Origin of the sequence: Prevotella sp. AGR2160 (assembly GCF_000424185.1) — a bacterium.
Taxonomy (GTDB): Bacteria; Bacteroidota; Bacteroidia; order Bacteroidales; family Bacteroidaceae; genus Prevotella.
Genome location: NZ_AUJK01000018.1, coordinates 47127 through 65876 on the forward strand (window position 1 = coordinate 47127; position 18750 = coordinate 65876).

14 protein-coding genes are annotated in these 18750 nt (G+C 52.1%); 10 read left to right on the forward strand and 4 right to left on the reverse strand.

All coding sequences use genetic code 11. The annotated features are described in order from the left end of the window. Positions 1-29 precede the first annotated feature (29 nt). Together G604_RS0110345 and G604_RS0110350 are read left to right on the forward strand one after the other, a co-directional pair. Positions 30-2393, forward strand: a complete 2364-nt coding sequence (locus G604_RS0110345) for a glycoside hydrolase family 3 C-terminal domain-containing protein (protein WP_028910506.1) — start codon at positions 30-32, stop codon at positions 2391-2393. Positions 2394-2409: 16 nt separating this feature from the next. Further along, positions 2410-3216: a gluconate 5-dehydrogenase gene (locus tag G604_RS0110350; RefSeq protein ID WP_028910507.1), complete on the forward strand. Its 807-nt coding sequence runs from the start codon at positions 2410-2412 to the stop codon at positions 3214-3216. 151 nt (positions 3217-3367) lie between these two features. Here G604_RS0110350 and G604_RS0110355 read toward each other — a convergent pair whose 3' ends face one another. Then, complete coding sequence (locus G604_RS0110355) at positions 3368-3643, reverse strand: HU family DNA-binding protein (RefSeq protein ID WP_028910508.1); 276 nt, start codon at positions 3641-3643, stop codon at positions 3368-3370. A 207-nt stretch (positions 3644-3850) separates the two neighbouring features. On the opposite strand from G604_RS0110355, the gene G604_RS0110360 reads away from it, so the two are divergent. The 3 genes from G604_RS0110360 to secDF all read left to right on the forward strand — a co-directional run bounded on the left by G604_RS0110360 (position 3851) and on the right by secDF (position 9167). Beyond that, a complete protein-coding gene (locus tag G604_RS0110360) occupies positions 3851-4798 on the forward strand; it encodes a rhomboid family intramembrane serine protease (protein ID WP_028910509.1) in 948 nt (315 codons plus the stop codon). A gap of 163 nt (positions 4799-4961) precedes the next feature. Beyond that, positions 4962-6059 carry an endonuclease/exonuclease/phosphatase family protein gene (locus G604_RS0110365; RefSeq protein ID WP_231376138.1) on the forward strand — a complete coding sequence of 366 codons (1098 nt, stop codon included), beginning with the start codon at positions 4962-4964 and terminating at the stop codon, positions 6057-6059. Positions 6060-6179: 120 nt separating this feature from the next. After that, complete coding sequence (gene secDF, locus G604_RS0110370) at positions 6180-9167, forward strand: protein translocase subunit SecDF (protein WP_028910511.1); 2988 nt, start codon at positions 6180-6182, stop codon at positions 9165-9167. A gap of 124 nt (positions 9168-9291) precedes the next feature. Here the strand turns inward: secDF and G604_RS0110375 are convergent, their stop codons facing one another. Both G604_RS0110375 and purE read right to left on the reverse strand, forming a co-directional pair. Further along, positions 9292-11166: a 4-hydroxy-3-methylbut-2-en-1-yl diphosphate synthase gene (locus G604_RS0110375; RefSeq protein ID WP_028910512.1), complete on the reverse strand. Its 1875-nt coding sequence runs from the start codon at positions 11164-11166 to the stop codon at positions 9292-9294. 18 nt (positions 11167-11184) lie between these two features. Beyond that, positions 11185-11691: a 5-(carboxyamino)imidazole ribonucleotide mutase gene (gene purE / locus G604_RS0110380; RefSeq protein ID WP_028910513.1), complete on the reverse strand. Its 507-nt coding sequence runs from the start codon at positions 11689-11691 to the stop codon at positions 11185-11187. A gap of 768 nt (positions 11692-12459) precedes the next feature. On the opposite strand from purE, the gene G604_RS0110385 reads away from it, so the two are divergent. The 5 genes from G604_RS0110385 to G604_RS0110405 all read left to right on the forward strand — a co-directional run bounded on the left by G604_RS0110385 (position 12460) and on the right by G604_RS0110405 (position 17861). Further along, the gene (locus tag G604_RS0110385) at positions 12460-14148 is read left to right on the forward strand and encodes a Na/Pi cotransporter family protein (protein ID WP_028910514.1); all 1689 of its coding nucleotides are present in this window, start codon (positions 12460-12462) and stop codon (positions 14146-14148) included. 160 nt (positions 14149-14308) lie between these two features. Beyond that, positions 14309-15268: a transporter gene (locus G604_RS0110390; RefSeq protein ID WP_028910515.1), complete on the forward strand. Its 960-nt coding sequence runs from the start codon at positions 14309-14311 to the stop codon at positions 15266-15268. 6 nt (positions 15269-15274) lie between these two features. Next, entirely contained in the window at positions 15275-16267 is a 993-nt protein-coding gene (locus tag G604_RS0110395; RefSeq protein ID WP_028910516.1) for a YqiA/YcfP family alpha/beta fold hydrolase, read from the forward strand. Between the two features lie 158 nt (positions 16268-16425). After that, positions 16426-16983 (forward strand): outer membrane beta-barrel protein, encoded by a 558-nt coding sequence (locus G604_RS0110400; protein ID WP_028910517.1) that lies wholly within the window; start codon positions 16426-16428, stop codon positions 16981-16983. 317 nt (positions 16984-17300) lie between these two features. Beyond that, positions 17301-17861, forward strand: coding sequence for a porin family protein (locus G604_RS0110405; RefSeq protein ID WP_028910518.1), 561 nt, complete (start codon positions 17301-17303; stop codon positions 17859-17861). Between the two features lie 622 nt (positions 17862-18483). Here G604_RS0110405 and G604_RS0110415 read toward each other — a convergent pair. Continuing rightward, a partial coding sequence (locus G604_RS0110415; protein WP_028910519.1) for a transposase occupies positions 18484-18750 on the reverse strand: 267 nt, incomplete at its 5' end.

The following is an 18750-nucleotide window of genomic DNA, read 5'->3' on the forward strand; positions in this document are numbered from 1 at the left end:
ACATCTAGAAACCGAATTATCACTAAAGAATGAAAACGAAAAAAATTCTTTTAACAATGGCAATCTCCGCCACTTCTTTAACGCTCTCGGCCCAGGCTCCACAGCTCCGCGCCGACAATATCGATCAAGTTCTTCAGGCAATGACGCTGGAAGAAAAGGCACAACTCCTTGTGGGCGGCGGCAATGACGGCTTCGTCGGCTCCGGCGCTATGCTCGGCCATCAGAAGAAACTCGTCGCCGGCGCCGCTGGTACTACCGTTGCCATTCCTCGTCTCGGTATCCCCGCCACCGTTCTCTCCGACGGTCCCGCAGGCGTGCATATCGACGCCCACCGTGACGGTACGACGCAGACATTCTATGCCACGGGCTTCCCCGTGGGCACCTGTCTCGCTTCTACGTGGAACACCGACCTCGTTTACCATGTTGGACAAGCCATGGGTAACGAGGCGCTCGAATATGGCGTCGATGTCCTCCTCGGACCGGGCATGAACCTGCAGCGCAGCCCGCTCTGTGGCCGTAACTTCGAATACTACAGTGAGGATCCCGTCGTCACGGGATGGATCGGCACGGCCATGGTGAAGGGAATCCAGAGTGAGGGCGTCGGCGTGAGTGCCAAGCATTTCGCCGTCAACAGTCAGGAGAGCGACCGCACGCGTGTCGACGAGCGTGTCAGCCAGCGCGCCCTCCGTGAGCTCTACCTCCGTGGCTTCGAGAAGATGGTGCGCGAGTCCCGGCCCTGGACGTTGATGTCCTCTTATAATAAGATCAACGGAACCTACTCCCAGGACAATGAAGGCCTGCTGACTGATGTCCTCCGCAAAGACTGGGGCTTTAAGGGTATCGTGATGACCGACTGGATCGGCAAGCGCGCAGACCTGCCCACGAGTCAGGAAGTTACGGCCGGCAACGATCTCATGATGCCGGGTTATCCCGCTCAGGTGGAGGATATCGTAAAGGCCGTGAAAGACGGAACGCTGAAGATGGAATACGTCGACCGCAATGTCCGTAACATGCTCGAATATATTGTCAAGACTCCGAAGTTTAAGAAATATAAGTATACGAATAAGCCCGACATGAAAGCTCATGCCGCCATCACGCGTCAGAGCAGTGTGGAGGGAATGGTACTGCTGAAAGACGAGCCGCTGACACAGGGCGCTGCTCCCGTTCTGCCATTGCAGAGCAACGTGAAGACCGTGGCCCTCTTCGGTGTCAACAGCTATGATTTCCTCAGCGGCGGCCTCGGCAGTGGCTGTGTCAACGTGCCTTATGTCGTCGATATGCTCACGGGTCTGAAGAATGCCGGTATCAAGACCACCGACCAGCTCACGGAGATCTATCAGAGCTACGTGAAATATGCCAAGGCTAAACTGCAGGCCGATAAGAACCCGGAGATGTGGTTCCTCAATCAGGGCCAACCGAAGCTCGACGAGATCGATATCACCGAGCGCTGTGCCGCACAGTCAGCTCAGGAGGCGCAGGCCGCCATCATCACCATCGGTCGTCAGGCCGGTGAGGGCATGGACCGTGACGTCAATACCGAGTTCAACCTCACGAATCAGGAGAAGAATATGATCGCGCGTGTCAGCGCCGTCTTCCATGCGCAGAACAAGCCCGTCATTGTTATCCTCAACTCCGGCAGTGTCATGGAGACCGCCTCGTGGCGTGACCGCGCCGACGCGATCCTCGTAGCCTGGCAGCCCGGTCAGGAGGGCGGCAACAGTGTCGCCGATGTTCTCACGGGAAAGGCTAATCCCTCCGGCCATCTCACGGCAACATGGCCCATCGATATCAATGATGTTCCTTCTACGAAGAACTTCCCGCAGACCCCCGACTATTACAACCTCACCGATAAGATTGCCGGTGGCTATATGAAAGGGGTTAACTATACCAATCATGAGGAGGACATCTATGTCGGCTATCGCTATTTCGATACCTTCCGCCGCAATGTCGCCTATCCCTTCGGCTATGGCCTGAGTTATACGACCTTCTCCATGAGTGCGCCGTCCGTAAAAGTCAACGGCGACAAGATCTCCCTTGCCGTCACCGTGAAGAATACCGGAAAGGTCAGTGGAAAGCAGGTGGCACAGGTCTATGTCCATGCCCCGAAGGGTGCTTATGAGAAGCCCGCAAAGGAACTGAAGGCTTTCGCCAAGACCAAGATGCTCAAGCCCGGTCAGAGTGAGACGTTGAAGATGACGATCCAGCGCCGTGACCTTGCGTCCTTCGACACCGCCAACAGCGAGTGGAAGGTGGATGCCGGACAGTATGACTTCCTCTTCGGCGACAATGTGGAGGACATCAAGGTCAAGGCTTCTGCCACCATCTCCGCCTATACGGAGAAGGTCAGCAACGTACTGGCACCGCAGGTGAATCTACAGTTATTACACCAATAAATTAAAACAAATCAAAATGGACACATTCAGTAAGAATTTCTCCCTCGAAGGGAAGGTGGCACTCGTCACGGGTGCCGCCTACGGCATCGGTTTCGCCATCGCTGAGGCCTTCGCCCAGGCTGGCGCGAAGATCGCGTTCAACTGCCGTTCACAGAAGCACATGGACCAGGCCCTCGCCGACTATAAGGCCAAGGGCATTGACGCCAAGGGTTATATCTGCGACGTGACGAAGGAAGATGAGGTGAAGAAGATGGTTGAGGATATCGACCGTGAACTCGGTACCATCGACATCCTCGTCAACAACGCTGGAATCATCAAGCGTATTCCGATGGAGGAGATGAGCGTGGAGGATTTCCGTCAGGTCGTTGACATCGACCTCAACGCACCGTTCATCGTCTCCAAGGCCGTTATCCCGGGAATGAAAAAGAAAGGTCATGGCAAGATCATCAATATCTGTTCGATGATGAGCGAGCTTGGCCGTGAGACCGTCAGCGCCTACGCTGCCGCCAAGGGTGGCCTGAAGATGCTGACGAGAAACATCTGCTCCGAGTTCGGCGAGTACAACATCCAGTGCAATGGCATCGGTCCCGGCTATATCGCCACACCGCAGACAGCGCCGCTGCGTGAGCGTCAGCCCGACGGCAGCCGCCACCCCTTCGATTCCTTCATCGTCAGCAAGACACCGGCAGCGCGCTGGGGCACGCCCGAGGACTTGATGGGTCCCGCCGTCTTCCTCGCCAGTGATGCCAGTGATTTCGTCAATGGACATATCCTTTATGTCGACGGCGGTATCCTCGCCTATATCGGCAAGCAGCCGAAATAATGTAGGGACATAATTTATTATGTTCCGCCCTCACGCAAAAAAGACAGAGTAACAGATGAAACAATTGTATGTAAAATCTGTTGCTCTGTCTTTTTATATTTTTCCCCATTTGTCGGAACATGATCAATCATGTCCCTACGAGGTGAGGCTATTATTTGTTCACAGCGTCAGCGAGCTCAGCGCCAGCTTTGAACTTAGCCACCTTCTTGGCAGCAATCTGGATCTTCTGCTTCGTAGCGGGGTTGATACCCTCACGGGCCGGACGCTCGTTGACACTGAACGTACCGAAACCTACGAGCTGTACCTTATCACCAGCGACGAGAGCCTCTTTCAGGGCTTCTACGGTAGCGTCGAGGGCTTTCTTTGCGTCAGCTTTGGTGAGCTGAGACTTCTCTGCAATCTTGTCGATTAATTCTGTCTTGTTCATAATTTTCTAGTTTTTAATTGTGTATTGAATGTTGATTTTGTCTTTTTAATGGCACAAATTTAGAAAACTCTTTTGTAATTGACAACAAAACACCGAAAAAAATGAGTAATTTTAATAAAAAAAGTCGTAAAAAGCCCTTGTTAGGCCCTTTTACGAGGTTTTTTTCGTAATTTTGCGGGCGAAAAAAGAATTTAATCAGAACAAAATATGTTTCGTATTCCCGCCGTTACCAAGAGTTTGCTCATTGCCAACTTCTTGTGCTTTTTCGCCATGCTGGGCCTGCAGTCGACCATCGATCTCAATAATGTCTGTGGTCTCCACTTCTTTATGGCTCCTGACTTCCATGTCTACCAGCTCTTCACCTATATGTTTATGCATGGTGGATGGGGACATATCCTCTCCAATATGTTTGCCCTTTGGATGTTCGGCTGTGTGGTGGAGCAGATCTGGGGCGGAAAGAAGTTCCTGTTCTATTATATCTCCTGCGGCGTCGGTGCCGGACTCTTCCAGGAGGCTGCTCAGTATATCTCTTATGTCTCCCAGGGGTTGGCGCAATATCAGTATGTCACGATCCCGAATGTCGGAAATATGCCCGTAGAACAGTATTTGAATCTCTGGACGACGGTGGGCGCCTCGGGCGCTATCTTCGCCATCCTGTTGGCTTTCGGTATGCTGATGCCGAATGAGCGCATCTTTATCTTCCCGTTGCCCGTCCCTATCAAGGTGAAATACTTCGTAATGGGATATGCCGCCTTCGAACTCTACATGGGACTCTCACAGCCCGGCGACTCCGTGGCGCATATCGCACACCTCGGCGGTATGGTCTTCGGTTATTTCATGATCCGTCACTGGAACAAGCAACAGGGACAATACGGCAAGATGCGCGGCCATGACGCTTTCTCAAAGGTAAAGAATGTCTTCGGAGGCCGTAACCGTCATGATGATACGGCGTTTGGCGGTAATGGCGGCAGTTGGTCCTTCGGGGGGCACCATCAGGAGGAGCCGAAGACGGAGGAACAGAAAGACTGGGACTATAATGCGCAGAAGAAGGCGGAGCAGGACGAGATCGACCGTATCCTCGACAAGATCCGCAAGAGCGGTTATGACAGTCTGACAAAGGAGGAGAAGCAGAAGCTCTTCGACCAAAGTAAATAACCCCTACGTCATGGCCTGCCGTTGTTGAATGGCCTGCCGTTATCGAATGGCGCGCTGTTGTTGAATGGCCTGCCGTTGTGTGCTTGCGCTTTGCAAGCGCAAGGAAGCGCAAATGTCATGGGGCGGGACATGATCATGTTAATAAAATCATTGAGAAAGAACATTGAGCAAGAGAAAGAATAGCCCCGGAGGAGGGCTGATCGGCGGCATCATCGGTGGCGCCAATATCGGGACCATTGTGATGATGGTCGTCACGGGATACAGCGACCGGCTGAATCCCGTAGACCATCCTATACTCTCTACTCTCGGCCTCTCGTTTCCTGTATTTCTCTTTCTGAACCTCCTCTTTCTTGTCTTCTGGCTCTTCTTCCGCAAGCGCGGCGCCTGGATTCCCATCATCGGAATGTTGTTGGCCTATGGTCCCGTGAGAACTTATTGCCCCGTAAACTTTTCCCCCGAACATCCCGACAGTTGCATCCAGATCCTCTCTTTCAATACGAATAACTTTGGTGCCGGATATCATGAAGGAGAGGTGCAGATGGATCTTGTCAATTATATCGCCCGTTCGCAGGCCGACATCGTCTGTCTGCAGGAGTCACAGCTTGGCCGTGCGGAGATAGATGCTGTCCTCGACAGTGCTTACGCCTACCATGACTCTATCTTGACACCACGTTATCTGAAAGCTGATGTCTCCGTGATTTATAGCAAATATCCGATTATCAAGAAACAACTCATCCCCTATGCTAGTCGCGGTAACTGCTCCGGTGCCTTCTTCCTGAAGATAGACGGCGATACCGTGATCGTCATCAACAATCATCTCGAGACAACGGGACTCAGCAATACCGTCGGCGATGGGTTTAAGAAGATGATCAAGGGAGATGAGAATATCAATCAGAGCCGTCATACCTCACGGCTGATCCTCTCCCAACTGGCCCAGAGCTGTAAGATCCGCGGGCCACAGGCCGACAGCGTCCATGCCTTCATCGAGCGGCACCGCCGCTATCCCCTCATCGTCTGTGGCGACTTCAACGACAGTCCCATCTCCTACGCCCACCGCACCATCGGCCGCGGCCTCACCGACTGCTATGTCACCACGGCTACGGGCCCGGGCATCAGCTATCATCTCAACGGCTTCTTCGTACGCATCGACCACATCTTCTGCAACCGTTTCTTCAAACCCTATGAATGCCGTGTAGACACGAAAATGAAGGATTCAGACCATTATCCGATCCGTTGTTGGCTGAAAAAACAAAGAAAATGAGGTCGGAAGAGCGAATAAAACCTTTGAAATTTCGAGATTTGATAAAAAATGTGTATTTTTGCACGATATTATGCGCGAACATCAAAAAGCTGAAAATAAAAATCATAAATAAAACAAAAAATGCGAAACAAAGGATTAGTTATTTGTGTTGCCGTCTTACTGACGCTCGCAAGCATCTTCTACCTGTCTTTCTCTGTAGCTACGAGCTACTATGACAGTCAGGCTGCGAAGATCAAAGACCCTATTGCCCAGCAGGATTATCTTGATTCTGTGAAGTATTTAGGCGTCTACTCTTACAAGAACTGCCTCGAGACACAGATCGGCCTCGGTCTGGATTTGAAGGGTGGTATGAACGTGATTCTCGAGATCTCTGTGCCTGATGTCGTGGAGAACCTCGCTGACCACAAGACCGACATGGCTTTTGAGAAATCGATGAAGGAAGCCCGCGTCGAGGAGGAATCTTCTCAGAAGGATTTCCTCACCCTCTTCATCAACGCTTATCACAAGAATGCCCAGGGTCATAAGTTGGCAGAAATCTTCGCCACGCAGGAACTCCAGGGCAAGGTCTCTCCGACGAGTACCGACGCCCAGGTGGAGAAAGCGCTGCGTACGGAGATTCAGAATGCCATCGACAACTCATTCAACGTAGTCCGCACACGTATTGATAAGTTCGGCGTTGTCCAGCCGAATATCCAGAAGCTCGAAGGCCAGCAGGGCCGTATCATGGTGGAGATGCCGGGTATCCGTGAGCCCGAGCGTATGCGTAAGCTCCTCCAGGGTAGTGCTAACCTCGAGTTCTGGGAAACTTACAACTCCGAGGAGGTCGCTCCTTATCTCCAGCAGCTCGATCAGGCCATGGCCAATGGTGGTCATGACGCTTCCGATACAGCTGCCGTTGCCAAGAGCAAGGCCAAGGCTGCCAAGGAGGTGGCTAAGACCAAGGCCGCTGAGCCGAAGTTCAAGCTCGGCAAGACCAACAACAAGGCTAATGTGAGTGCTGAGAGCGCTACTGCCGCTGCCATCAAGCGCAACCCGCTGCTCTCCCGTCTGCAGCTCACGGGTGGTCAGACGCTGGCCCTCGTCGGTTACTGCTCCGTTCGTGATACCGCTGCTGTCAACAAGATTATCTATAGCGCTACCGCTAAGCGCATCCTCCCCTCTGACCTCAAACTGCTGTGGGGCGCCAAGCCTGCCGACGGTCTGAGCGTGAAGAATGTTTACGAACTCTATGCCCTGAAGGTGACGACGCCTACCGGTCAGGCACCGCTGCAGGGTGATGTGATCACCGATGCCAAGGATGAGTTCGACCAGATGAACCATCCCGTTGTCTCCATGACGATGAACTCCGAAGGCGCCCGTGAGTGGGCACAGATGACGAAGGCCAACATTGGCAAGGCCATCGCTATCGTCCTCGACGGCGTCGTCTATTCTGCTCCGCGCGTAAATCAGGAGATTGACGGTGGTAGCTCTCAGATCTCCGGTAACTTCACCATTGAGGAGACCAAGGATCTGGCCAACACGTTGAAGTCCGGTCGTATGCCCGCTCCCGCACGTATCGTACAGGAAGAGGTCGTCGGTCCTACTCTCGGTGCTCAGTCCATCCAGCAGGGTCTCATCTCCTTCGTCATCGCTTTCGTGTTGTTGATGATCTATATGGTTGCCATGTACGACTTCATCCCGGGTATGATGGCTAACCTCGCATTGCTCTTCAACCTCTTCTTTACGATGGGTATCCTAGCGTCGTTCCAGAGTGCGTTGACGATGCCGGGTATTGCGGGTATCGTGCTGACGCTCGGTACCGCCGTCGATGCCAACGTGTTGATCTATGAGCGTATCAAGGAAGAGATGCGAGCCGGCAAGGGCATCAAGCAAGCCCTGGAGCTCGGTTACAAGAATGCGTTCTCCGCTATCTTCGACTCCAACCTCACGTCTCTGATCACGGGTGTCATCCTCCTCGTTGCCGGTACTGGTCCTATCCGCGGCTTCGCTACGACGTGGATCATCGGTCTTATCTGCTCCTTCTTCACCGCCGTGTTCTTGACACGTCTCGTCTACGAGTATAAGCTCGGTCATGACAAGTGGCTGAATCAGAAATTCTATACGAAGCTCTCCAAGAACCTCATGCAGAACACGCACGTGGCCTTCATGGGTATGCGCAAGAAGAGTTTCACCATCTGGATCGCTGTCGCCGTCATCTGCTTCGTCTCCTTCGGAGTCCGTGGCCTGAGCCGCAGCATCGACTTCACCGGTGGTCGTAACTATGTGCTGACCTTCGAGAAGCCGGTAGAGCCGGAGACCGTTCGTCCTATTGTCGACAAGGCCTTTGTCAACAAGGATGGCTCTCACGCTACCACTTCCGTCATTGCCCTCGGTACGGATCATAAGACACTGCGTATCTCCACCAACTGGATGATCGAGAGCAACAGTCCTACGATCGACGACCAGGCAGAGACGATCCTCTATAAGAGTCTGAAGGCTGCCGGCCTCGTGACACAGAAGAATGTCAACGACTTCAAGAACCCGGACATCCGCCAGGGTGGTTCCATCATCAGTTCTACGAAGGTCGGTCCGTCCGTGGCTAAGGATATCACGAATGGCGCTATCATCAGCGTCGTCTTCGCCCTCCTGGCCATCTTCATCTACATCCTCGTACGTTTCCGCAATGTCGCCTTCTCCGTGGGCTCTATCGTCGCTCTGGCCTTCGATACGATCCTCGTCATCGGTGCTTACTCACTGCTCTGGGGGATCGTTCCGTTCAGCCTTGAGATTGACCAGACGTTCATCGGCGCTATCCTGACGGTGATTGGTTACTCTATTAATGATAAGGTGGTGGTCTTCGACCGTATCCGTGAGAACCTCCGCATCCATCCGAACCAGGCTAAGGAAGACCTCGGCGGACTGTTCAACGACTCTATCAACGAGACGCTGGCCCGTACCATCAACACGTCGTTCTCTACATTGATCGTGTTGGTATGTATCTTCGTCCTCGGTGGTCAGAGCATCCGCTCCTTCAGCTTCGCCATGATCCTCGGCGTTGTCTTCGGAACCTTGAGCTCTATCTTCATCGCCAGCCCTGTGGCTTACCTGATTTACGGAAAGAAGAAATAATTAAAAGGGTAAAAAAGTAAAGAAGTAAAAACAAACCTCAATAAAAACTCCCGCTTATCCGATGATGGATAGGCGGGAGTTTTCTTTATTATTTCCTTTGCGGTAGCTTTACTTTTTTAATTCTCTACTTTTTTAATTCTTCACTTTTGATGAGTCTGAGCAGATGTTCCACGGCATCTTCTTCGGGAATGTTCTTCTCCACGCAGACCTGCTTCTTATAGAGGCTCACGCGCTTCGGACCGGCACCGACATAACCGTAGTCGGCATCGGCCATCTCTCCGGGACCGTTGACGATACATCCCATGATTCCGATCTTCAGACCTTTCATGTCCTTCGTGGCCTCACGGATCTTCGCGATGGTGTCGCGGAGGTCATAGAGGGTGCGGCCGCAGCCGGGGCAGGAGATATACTCCGTCTTCGACGTGCGCAGCCGGGCAGCCTGGAGAATGCCGAAACTCGTCTCGTCGAGCGTCTGTTCGGAGATATCGCCATCGTTGAGGAGCCAGATGCCGTCGGTAAGTCCGTCGATCATCAGGGCGCCGAGGTCAGCGGCGGCCTCGAGCTGGAGGTCTTCCTTCTCCTTAGCACTGTGGCGGTACATCTCGGCGAAGATGACGGGGTTCTTTACGCCGGCGTTCATCATCTCGTGGACGAGGGCACGCTGGTCGCCGAGGCGGTTCTGGTGGTTGCTCGTGCAGACGACAACCACTTCGGGATGAGCCTTCAGACAAGCGAGATATTCCTCGGCGGGAGTACCGAACTGTAGGACGAGGAACTTGCGGTCAGCCTTGATGGCTGCCATCAGCGGCATGGCCATGACGGGAAAGATCGGCCACAGATGGGCTCCCGTCGTTGCGGGATCACTGTTCCAGGCATCGTAGACATTATAGTCAACGATATAGTCCTGTCCGGCTTTGAACTGGCGCGGCTTCTCGGAGCCGAGATAGATGTAGTCGGGGCGTTGGTCGATATTCGACACCACCTCCGTCTCGTCTTTCTGATGGCTGCTGATGACCACGGGAACGTGATCACCGCCGATATTGCCCACGGCGACGGTGTCGCGGCGCTGCGGCCGAAGCCAATCGAAGTCCTTGTTGGCTGTGGCGGGGATGAGCAGATGGCCCTTGCGGCGTGCGAAATAGTCGACGAGGTGCTTGGCCACGGGAATCTCCGCTGCCGGTTCCTCGCTGAGGCTGACGCGGATGGTGTCGCCGATGCCGTCGGCGAGGAGTGCACCGATGCCTACGGCACTCTTGATGCGGCCGTCCTCACCCTCACCGGCCTCGGTGACGCCGAGGTGGAGGGGATAGTGCATGTCCTCCTTGTCCATCGTTGCCACGAGGAGGCGAACGGAGCGGACCATGACGACGGTGTTGGAACTCTTGATGGAAATGACGACATCGTCGAAATGCTCTTTCTTACAGATGCGCAGGAACTCCATACAGCTCTCCACGATGCCCTCGGGCGTGTCGCCGTAGCGGTTGCGGATGCGGTCGGAGAGACTACCGTGGTTGACGCCGATGCGGATAGCCGTGTGGTGCTCCTTACAGATATTGAGGAAGGGAACGAAGCGGTCCTCGATCTTCTGCAGTTCTGCAACGTATTCCTCGTCGGTATACTCATGCTTGATGAACTTGCGGGCGGGGTCGACGTAGTTGCCGGGGTTGATGCGGACTTTCTCGGCATAGAGGGCGGCGACATCGGCGACATGGGGGTTGAAATGGACATCGGCCACGAGGGGCGTCTGGAAGCCGTCGCCACGGATACCGGCATTGATATTCTTCAGATTCTCGGCCTCGCGGGAGCCTTGTGTCGTCAGACGGACGAGCTCGCCACCGGCGCGGATGATCTCCTCAGCCTGACGGACGCAGGCCTCGGTGTCGTTGGTGTTCGTTGTCGTCATACTCTGTACGCGCACGGGGAAATCGCTGCCCATGTCGAGGGCACCGATATGTACGGTAGAGGTAGGACGACGGGAATAATTGAACAGATCAATCATATCGTTACGGATTTGGGACTAACACTTAAACTTATAGTCCTTGATCTCAGCGAGGTCCTTGTTGGCCTTCTCGATCTTCGCGCCGAGACCGGCCTTCCAGGCGTCGACCTTCTTGGCAATCTCGGGATCGCCGAGGGCCATCATCTCAGCGGCGAGGATAGCGGCGTTCTGGGCGCCGTTGACACCGACGGTAGCCACGGGGATCCCCGGTGGCATCTGGATGATGGAGAGCATGGCGTCGAGACCGTCGAGCATACCCTTGATAGGCACACCGATAACGGGCAGCGGCGTGGAGGCGGCGATAACACCGGGGAGGGCGGCAGCCATGCCGGCACCGGCGATGATGACACGGATGCCACGGGCTTTGGCGCCTTTGGCGAAGGCTTCTACGGCATCGGGCGTTCTGTGGGCAGAGAGAGCGTTGACCTCAAAGGGAATCTCCTGGCTCTCGAGCCATTTACATGCTTTTTCCATCACGGGCAGATCACTCGTTGAGCCCATGATAATACTGACTAATGGTTTCATAGCGTATAATGTTTGAAATATATTCCAGCCCAAAATTACGAAAAATAAATGAGATGTGATAAAGATTGGCAAGATTTTTTGAGTAATGGGTTGCGCAACCTTGCGCTTGCAAAGCGCAAGCACGTGACGGCATGCCCAAAAACATTTGCGCCACCCCCTGCACTCAGGAAGTGGCGCAAACTACGTTATGCTTAACTTAAAGAGAGAATTTATGAGAAAACTGTTGTCTCACGACAACTTGTTATCTTAACAATCTAACAATTACCGTTAACTAAAAACCTATACAGCAAATTTCTTAAAACTAATAACCTAAACTACTATTAACCTTTTGACAGTTGCAAAGTTACGCATTGTTTCCGGTTGGGCCAAATGTTTGTGTGGCTGAATTCCGAGACTTAACGACATTTGCACAAGTATTGCGTTTATATTTTATTATTTGGAAGTATGGCGATATATGATCCTTTGCAGGGGCCGTCCCTTGTGGCGGCCCGTCGGCGAAACGCCGAATTAAACCGGGAATAATCCCCTCTATGGAATGCCGTATCGGCATCGGGCCGCCACAAGGGACGGCCCCTGCAGTGGATCTATGTGGTGTGTAGCGTTGTCGCGCGAGGGCGGAACACGATGAATCCTGTCCCTACGGAGAAGAAATGTTGCAGAGAATCTTGTGAAAATTTTGAGGTCTCGTGGATTTTTTTTATTTTTGCAACAGAAATGTAACAGCTGTTACAAAAAATACAAACGTGATTCTGATTTAAATTAAGGAGTATGACAATCCTTCTATTGAAGATTGTGGGTGCGCTGGCTCTGTTGATCTATGGTATGAAGATCATGAGCGAGGCCCTGCAGAAGATGGCGGGCCCACAGCTGCGCCATGTGTTGGGAGCGATGACGACGAATCGTGTCTCGGGCGTCCTGACGGGTATGTTTACCACGGTAGCCGTACAGAGCTCTACGGCGACGACGGTGATGACGGTGTCGTTTGTCAATGCGGGCCTGCTGACGCTGGTACAAGCCATTTCGGTCATCATGGGCGCCAATATCGGAACGACGCTGACGGCATGGATCATGTCGGCGGGCTTCTCGTTCAAAGTGAGTGATTTTGTGTGGCCCGTCTTTCTCATCGGCCTGTTGCTGATCTATTCCAAGAAAAACCGTTATATCGGTGACTTCCTCTTCGGTGTCGCCTTTATGTTCCTGGCCTTGACGACCTTGGGTGAGTCGAAGATTCCGCCCGTTCAGCTCTCAGAGTTGCAGACGTTCTTCGCGCAGTTTGACCCGAACAGTTTCTTCACCATTCTTCTCTTCCTCTTCTTCGGTACGATCCTGACGTGTATCCTTCAGAGCTCCGCGGCGCTGATGGCCATCACGATGATGCTCTGTACGCAGGGAGGCCTGCCCATCTACCTCGGTATTGCCCTCGTCATGGGAGAGAATATCGGAACGACGCTGACGGCCAACCTCGTAGCCCTCACGGCGAATACGGAGGCGCGGCGTGCTGCCTTCGGGCACCTCTTCTTTAATGTCTTCGGCGTGATATGGGTGCTGTGCATCTTCCGCCATTTCGTCAATTTCGCCTGTGGCTTCGTCGGCTACGACCCCACGAATACCTCCGTTGTGCCGTCGGCCACGAAACTGACGTTTGCCCTTGCCGCTTTCCATACGTGCTTCAACGTGACCAACACCATCGTGCTGCTGCCCTTCGTGAAGCAGGTGGCGAAGATCTGCTGTTGGGTATGGAAGCCGAAGCCGAACGGCGAGGAGGATGAGTTCCGCCTGCGTTTCATCTCCAGTGGTCTGATGAAGACCCCGGAGCTCTCCGTCTTCGAGGCACAGAAAGAGATTGCCTCTTTTGCCGAGCGTATCCAGCGCATGTTCGGTATGGTGCGTGACCTGCTGGGTGAGAAGAATGAGGAGAAGTTCGTGAAGCTCTTCACGCGCATAGAGAAATATGAGGGTATCTCCGACAATATGGAAATCGAGATCGCCAAATACCTCGACCAGGTCAGTGACGCCCATCTGAGTGATGACACGAAGGCGAAGATCCGCTCTATGCTCCGTGAGATCAGTGAGCTGGAGAGTATCGGCGACAGTTGCTATAACATGGCCCGTACGCTGAACCGCAAGAAGGCGGGCAAGGAGGACTTCACGGGTGATCAGTATGAGCATATCCATCAGATGTTTGAGCTGACCGACGACGCGCTGACGCAGATGAACTATATGTTCAACCATCCGAAGAGCAATGTCGATGTCAACCGCTCGTTCAATATCGAGAATGAGATCAACAACTACCGTAACCAGTTGCGGGCTCAGAACATCAACGATATTGAGGAGGATAAATATACGTATGCCATCGGTACGATGTATATGGATATCATCCAGGAGTGCGAGAAGCTTGGTGACTATATCGTGAATGTCGTTGAGGCCCGCATGAACAAGAAAATGGGGGAGGCATAATCTTCGATAATAGATAATGGATAATGGATAATGGATAATGGAGAATAGAAAATAGATAATGGTGGCAGATAGATCCACGATGACGGTAGAAAAATCCAGGGGAAATATTTAATAATTCGGGGAAAAGTGCGTAACTTTGCATGCGAGAAAGCATACGCGTATGAAAATCATTCGATTATTAAAGGATTGGACACTGTTGTGGGCCCTCGTCGTCGGCGGTATCGTCTATCTGCTCTTCTCGCGGATCGGCGTGCTGGAGCCTGTGGGCGATGCCGTCGGTCCTTTCCTTGTCGACCTTCTGCCGATCAATATCTTCCTGATGCTGTATATCACGTTCTGCAAGATGAACTTCCACGATATGCGGCCACGGAAATGGCATTTCATCCTTCAGGCCATCCGCACGGCCCTCGCCGGGCTTGCCGTCATCGCCTGTAATCTCTGTACAACCGTGGACATGAAGATTCTCTGTGAGGGCATCTTCATCTCCTGTATCTGTCCCACGGCAGCCGCGGCACCTGTCATCGTGGAGAAGCTCGGCGGCAGCATCGGGTCGCTGACGGTCTATCTCCTCATCGCCAATGCCGTCACCGTCATCATCATCCCGACGTTCTTCCCTTTGGTGGAGAAGGGCGCCAATGTCACGTTCATGATGGCTTTTCTCATGGTGTTGAAGCGGGTGCTGGAGGTGATGATCCTTCCGCTCGTCTGCGCCGTCTTCTCGCGCCGCTGGCTGAAGGGCTTCGTGGAGTGGCTCAAGCAGTTTCATAACCTCAGTCTTTATATCTGGAGTTTCAACCTCACAATTATCATGGGGCTGGCACTGAAGCAGATTCTCTCGGTGCCGGTGAGTGGCTTCATGCTCTTCATGCTCGCCCTCATCCCCCTCGTGCTCTGCGTGCTGCAGTTTACCATCGGTAAGATCGTGGGCCATCATTATGGCGACAGTATCGGTGCCGGTCAGGCGCTGGGACAGAAGAATACGGTGGTGGGCATCTGGCTGACGCTGTCGTTCCTCAATCCTTATGCCGCCATCTGTCCGTGTATTTACGTGGTATGGCAGAATCTCATCAATGCCGTTCAGATTTGGTATAAGGGAAAATATGGGTATTTGAAGTGGTAAATAATGATGGAAACAAATCCTTATATCTTACAGTTCCCCGACCTGATGTCGGGCAAGAAAATCATGTATGTCCACGGCTTTCTGTCGTCGGGGCAGAGCGGCACGGTGAAGTTGCTGCGGGAACTCATGCCCCAGGCTACCGTCGTGGCCGATGATATCCCCGTGCATCCCGAGGAGGCTATGGCGATGCTCCGCGACATGGTGGAGCGCGAGCAGCCCGACCTCATCATCGGCTCGTCGATGGGCGGCATGTACACGGAGATGCTTTACGGCACCGACCGTATCCTCGTCAATCCCGCCTTTGAGATGCAGAAGACGATGACGCCGATGACGGGTAAGCAGACATTTCAGAACCCCCGCAAGGATGGCGTGCAGGAGCTGATGGTGACGAAGGGGCTCATCAAGGAATATGGTGAGATGACACAGCACTGCTTCTCCGGCGTCACCACTGAGGAGCAGCAGCGTGTGTGGGGCCTCTTCGGCGACCACGATCCCGTGGTCCACACTTTCGACCTCTTCCACGCCCATTATCCCCATGCCGTCAGCTTCCATGGTGAGCACCGGCTCATTGACAAGGTTGCCATCCACTCCCTCGTGCCTGTCATCCGCTGGATCGACGACAAGCAGGAGGACCGTCAGCGCCCCATCGTTTATATCCACTATAATACGCTTCACGATGGCTACGACCACCCCACGGCATCGATGCATAAGGCCTACGAGATGCTCATCGCCCGTTATCAGGTGTATATCGTCGCTCCGGCGCCTACCAACGACCACGCGGCGTTGACCCACGTGCAGGAGTGGTGTGAGGAATATCTCAACGTGCCGGCCTATGATCATGTGATCTTTTGCAATCAGAAGTCACTGCTATATGGCGATTATGCCATCGACAGTGAGCCCGACGAGAACTTCATGGGTACGTCGATCGCCTATGGCAGTGATGAGTTTAAGACGTGGGACGAGATCATTACCTTCTTCGACCGCCTCGGAGGACAATAACTCCCCAAAGAATTGATTTATATCATATAATGAAGCCAATAGGGGAGAAAAACTGCTTTTTAGAAGAGAAATATTTGTACCCTATTGGTTTTTTGGTTATCTTTGCCCCGCAATCCGAAAAGATTGTATTGATAACAAAACATTAAATTTAAGCAGAAATGAAAAAGTTTATCATGACTCTGGTCGCTGCTGTTGCCATGACAGTAAGCGCAAACGCACAGGTATTCGTAGGTGGTGAACTGGGTGTTGCCAGCTCTAAGCAGGGTGACGCTGAGAGCGTGACCACGTATCGTGTTCTCCCCGAGATCGGTTACAACATCAACGAGGATTGGGCCATCGGTACTACGATTGGTTGGGGCAAGGGCAAGCCCGTCAATATCGAGGGCGAGTCTCGCAACTATTTCACGGTTGATCCCTATGTTCGTTATACCTTCGTTCACACGAAGTATATCAACGCTTTCGTTGATGGTGGTTTCGGTTATGCACATTATAACCACGCACACAATACAGATAATGCTTCTGTTAATCAGTGGAACGTTGGTCTGAAACCGGGTATCGAGGTGAATCTGAACAAGAAGGTCAGCTTCGTCGCTCATGTAGGTTTCCTCGGATGGAAGGAGAGCAAGGATGATGTTGATGGTGCCAAGGCTAATGACGCTTGGGGCTTAGACCTTGACGGCAACAACGTCACCTTCGGTGTTTACTACAACTTCTAAAGCGTAAAATGTAAAACGTAAAATAAAACTGCCTGTCAAGCAGAGAGTTACTCTGCGGATAGGCAGTTTTTTCGTAGAGACATGATTTATCATGTTCCTCCACCTTGCGCTTGTAAAGCGCAAGCACTCTACGGCACGCCATGAAAAAGCGCAAACATCCCCGCGGCATTAATAGGGAAAACCCTATCGCCTTGTAGGGGAAAACCATCGGCGGCGTTACAAATATCGCCGTATCTTTGCAGCGTCAAAACAAAGAAGGGGACCGATGAAGTCCCTCCAATAAGAGAATAATATCGTTAAACTAAAAAATAAGTACAATGAAAAAGATGATGCTTATGGCAGCTATGATGCTGTCCGGTGTTGCTGCAATGGCTCAGCCTGCAGCTGGTACCTTCTCCCTTCAGCCGAAGGTTGGTCTGAACGTTACTACCATTGGCGACAACGACTGGAAGGCCGGCTTCACAGGTGGTGTTGAAGGCATGTATCAGATTGACAAGAACTGGGGTCTCGCTGCCGGCGTGCTCTACTCGCAGCAGGGATTCAAGTTAAAGGATAATGATGATGTGAAGATGAAAGAAGACTACATCAACGTTCCTATCACGCTGAACTACTACATCGTTCCTGGTCTGGCCATCAAGGCTGGTATTCAGCCGGGTTTCAATGTCAACGACAAGATCTCTGGCAATGGTTACGAGGGTAAATTTCCTTTCAACAGCGCCAAGTCTGTTGATCTCTCCATTCCTGTAGGTGCATCCTATGAGTATGCTGGTTTCGTCTTCGATGCTCGTTACAACATCGGCGTGACGAAGGCCTTCGACAATGGTGACGGCTACAACAACGTGCTGCAGTTCACCGTAGGTTACAAGTTCAGCCTGTAAAAAAAACAATCAAAATTATACTAGCTTGAGCCTCTCCCACAGCGGGAGAGGCTTTTTTTGTAGGGATATAATTGATGACGTTCCGCCCGTGTTCTTCGTCATCTGTATGTGTAATGATTACGCTCATTACCTCAAAATTGACATCATTTTTTCTTCAAATAAATTTTGATTCTAGAAGGGGAATAGTCGGAAATGCCATCCGGACATGTCAAAATATGGAAGATGCTTCCAGAAACAACGGAGAAAATAATCTCTGCTTCGTGTTTAGAAAATTATCTACGAGAGATACGATCGTATCTTTCTTGGAAATTTCTCTGTCGCTAGTGAATAATCATACAATATAAAGCTGTTCGTGATTTATATTACATAAATATACGGATAAATATGCGTCAAAAAATCTCGACTTTTATAATGATTTTTGTAACTGCTTGATAACCAATAACATCCTAATCTTCTTCATCATTCTCGTATAGGCAGCCTCCTTTTCGTTTCATGATGTTCACGCGATTCTAAACCATGTACCTACCTGTAGATTTGTGGAAGTCAAGGTTTATACTGACACAATTTTATCAAGGAAATAGTGGCCCAAGGGGGATTGTCCGTGGCGGGCGGATGCCGCTGCCTAACCAAAGACGGTAATACATCTATAGAAAAAGAAGGGTATATCCCTTATTCCCTTCAGGCATGACCTAAAGGCTTTCATCTTGGAGTTGAGCGATTCTGCAGAAGCATTAGTGTCTCTGTTGATAAAGTAATTGAGTATCTCGTCCTCGTAGTGCTGGATAGACTGTTTTACGGATTTAATCTCTCTAAGGGTAGACTTGGTGACCTTCTTGTACCATCCTTCAAGCGCTTTCTTCGCAGTCTCCTTGGTGCTAGACTTCGTACG

Excerpts from the sequence above, each read along its gene's own strand:
- G604_RS0110345 (WP_028910506.1), top strand. The coding sequence starts at position 30 with ATGAAAACGAAAAAAATTCTTTTAACAATGGCAATCTCCGCCACTTCT.
- G604_RS0110350 (WP_028910507.1), top strand. The coding sequence starts at position 2,410 with ATGGACACATTCAGTAAGAATTTCTCCCTCGAAGGGAAGGTGGCACTC.
- G604_RS0110355 (WP_028910508.1), bottom strand. The coding sequence starts at position 3,643 with ATGAACAAGACAGAATTAATCGACAAGATTGCAGAGAAGTCTCAGCTC.
- G604_RS0110360 (WP_028910509.1), top strand. The coding sequence starts at position 3,851 with ATGTTTCGTATTCCCGCCGTTACCAAGAGTTTGCTCATTGCCAACTTC.
- secDF (WP_028910511.1), top strand. The coding sequence starts at position 6,180 with ATGCGAAACAAAGGATTAGTTATTTGTGTTGCCGTCTTACTGACGCTC.
- G604_RS0110375 (WP_028910512.1), bottom strand. The coding sequence starts at position 11,166 with ATGATTGATCTGTTCAATTATTCCCGTCGTCCTACCTCTACCGTACAT.
- purE (WP_028910513.1), bottom strand. The coding sequence starts at position 11,691 with ATGAAACCATTAGTCAGTATTATCATGGGCTCAACGAGTGATCTGCCC.
- G604_RS0110385 (WP_028910514.1), top strand. The coding sequence starts at position 12,460 with ATGACAATCCTTCTATTGAAGATTGTGGGTGCGCTGGCTCTGTTGATC.
- G604_RS0110390 (WP_028910515.1), top strand. The coding sequence starts at position 14,309 with ATGAAAATCATTCGATTATTAAAGGATTGGACACTGTTGTGGGCCCTC.
- G604_RS0110395 (WP_028910516.1), top strand. The coding sequence starts at position 15,275 with ATGGAAACAAATCCTTATATCTTACAGTTCCCCGACCTGATGTCGGGC.
- G604_RS0110400 (WP_028910517.1), top strand. The coding sequence starts at position 16,426 with ATGAAAAAGTTTATCATGACTCTGGTCGCTGCTGTTGCCATGACAGTA.
- G604_RS0110405 (WP_028910518.1), top strand. The coding sequence starts at position 17,301 with ATGAAAAAGATGATGCTTATGGCAGCTATGATGCTGTCCGGTGTTGCT.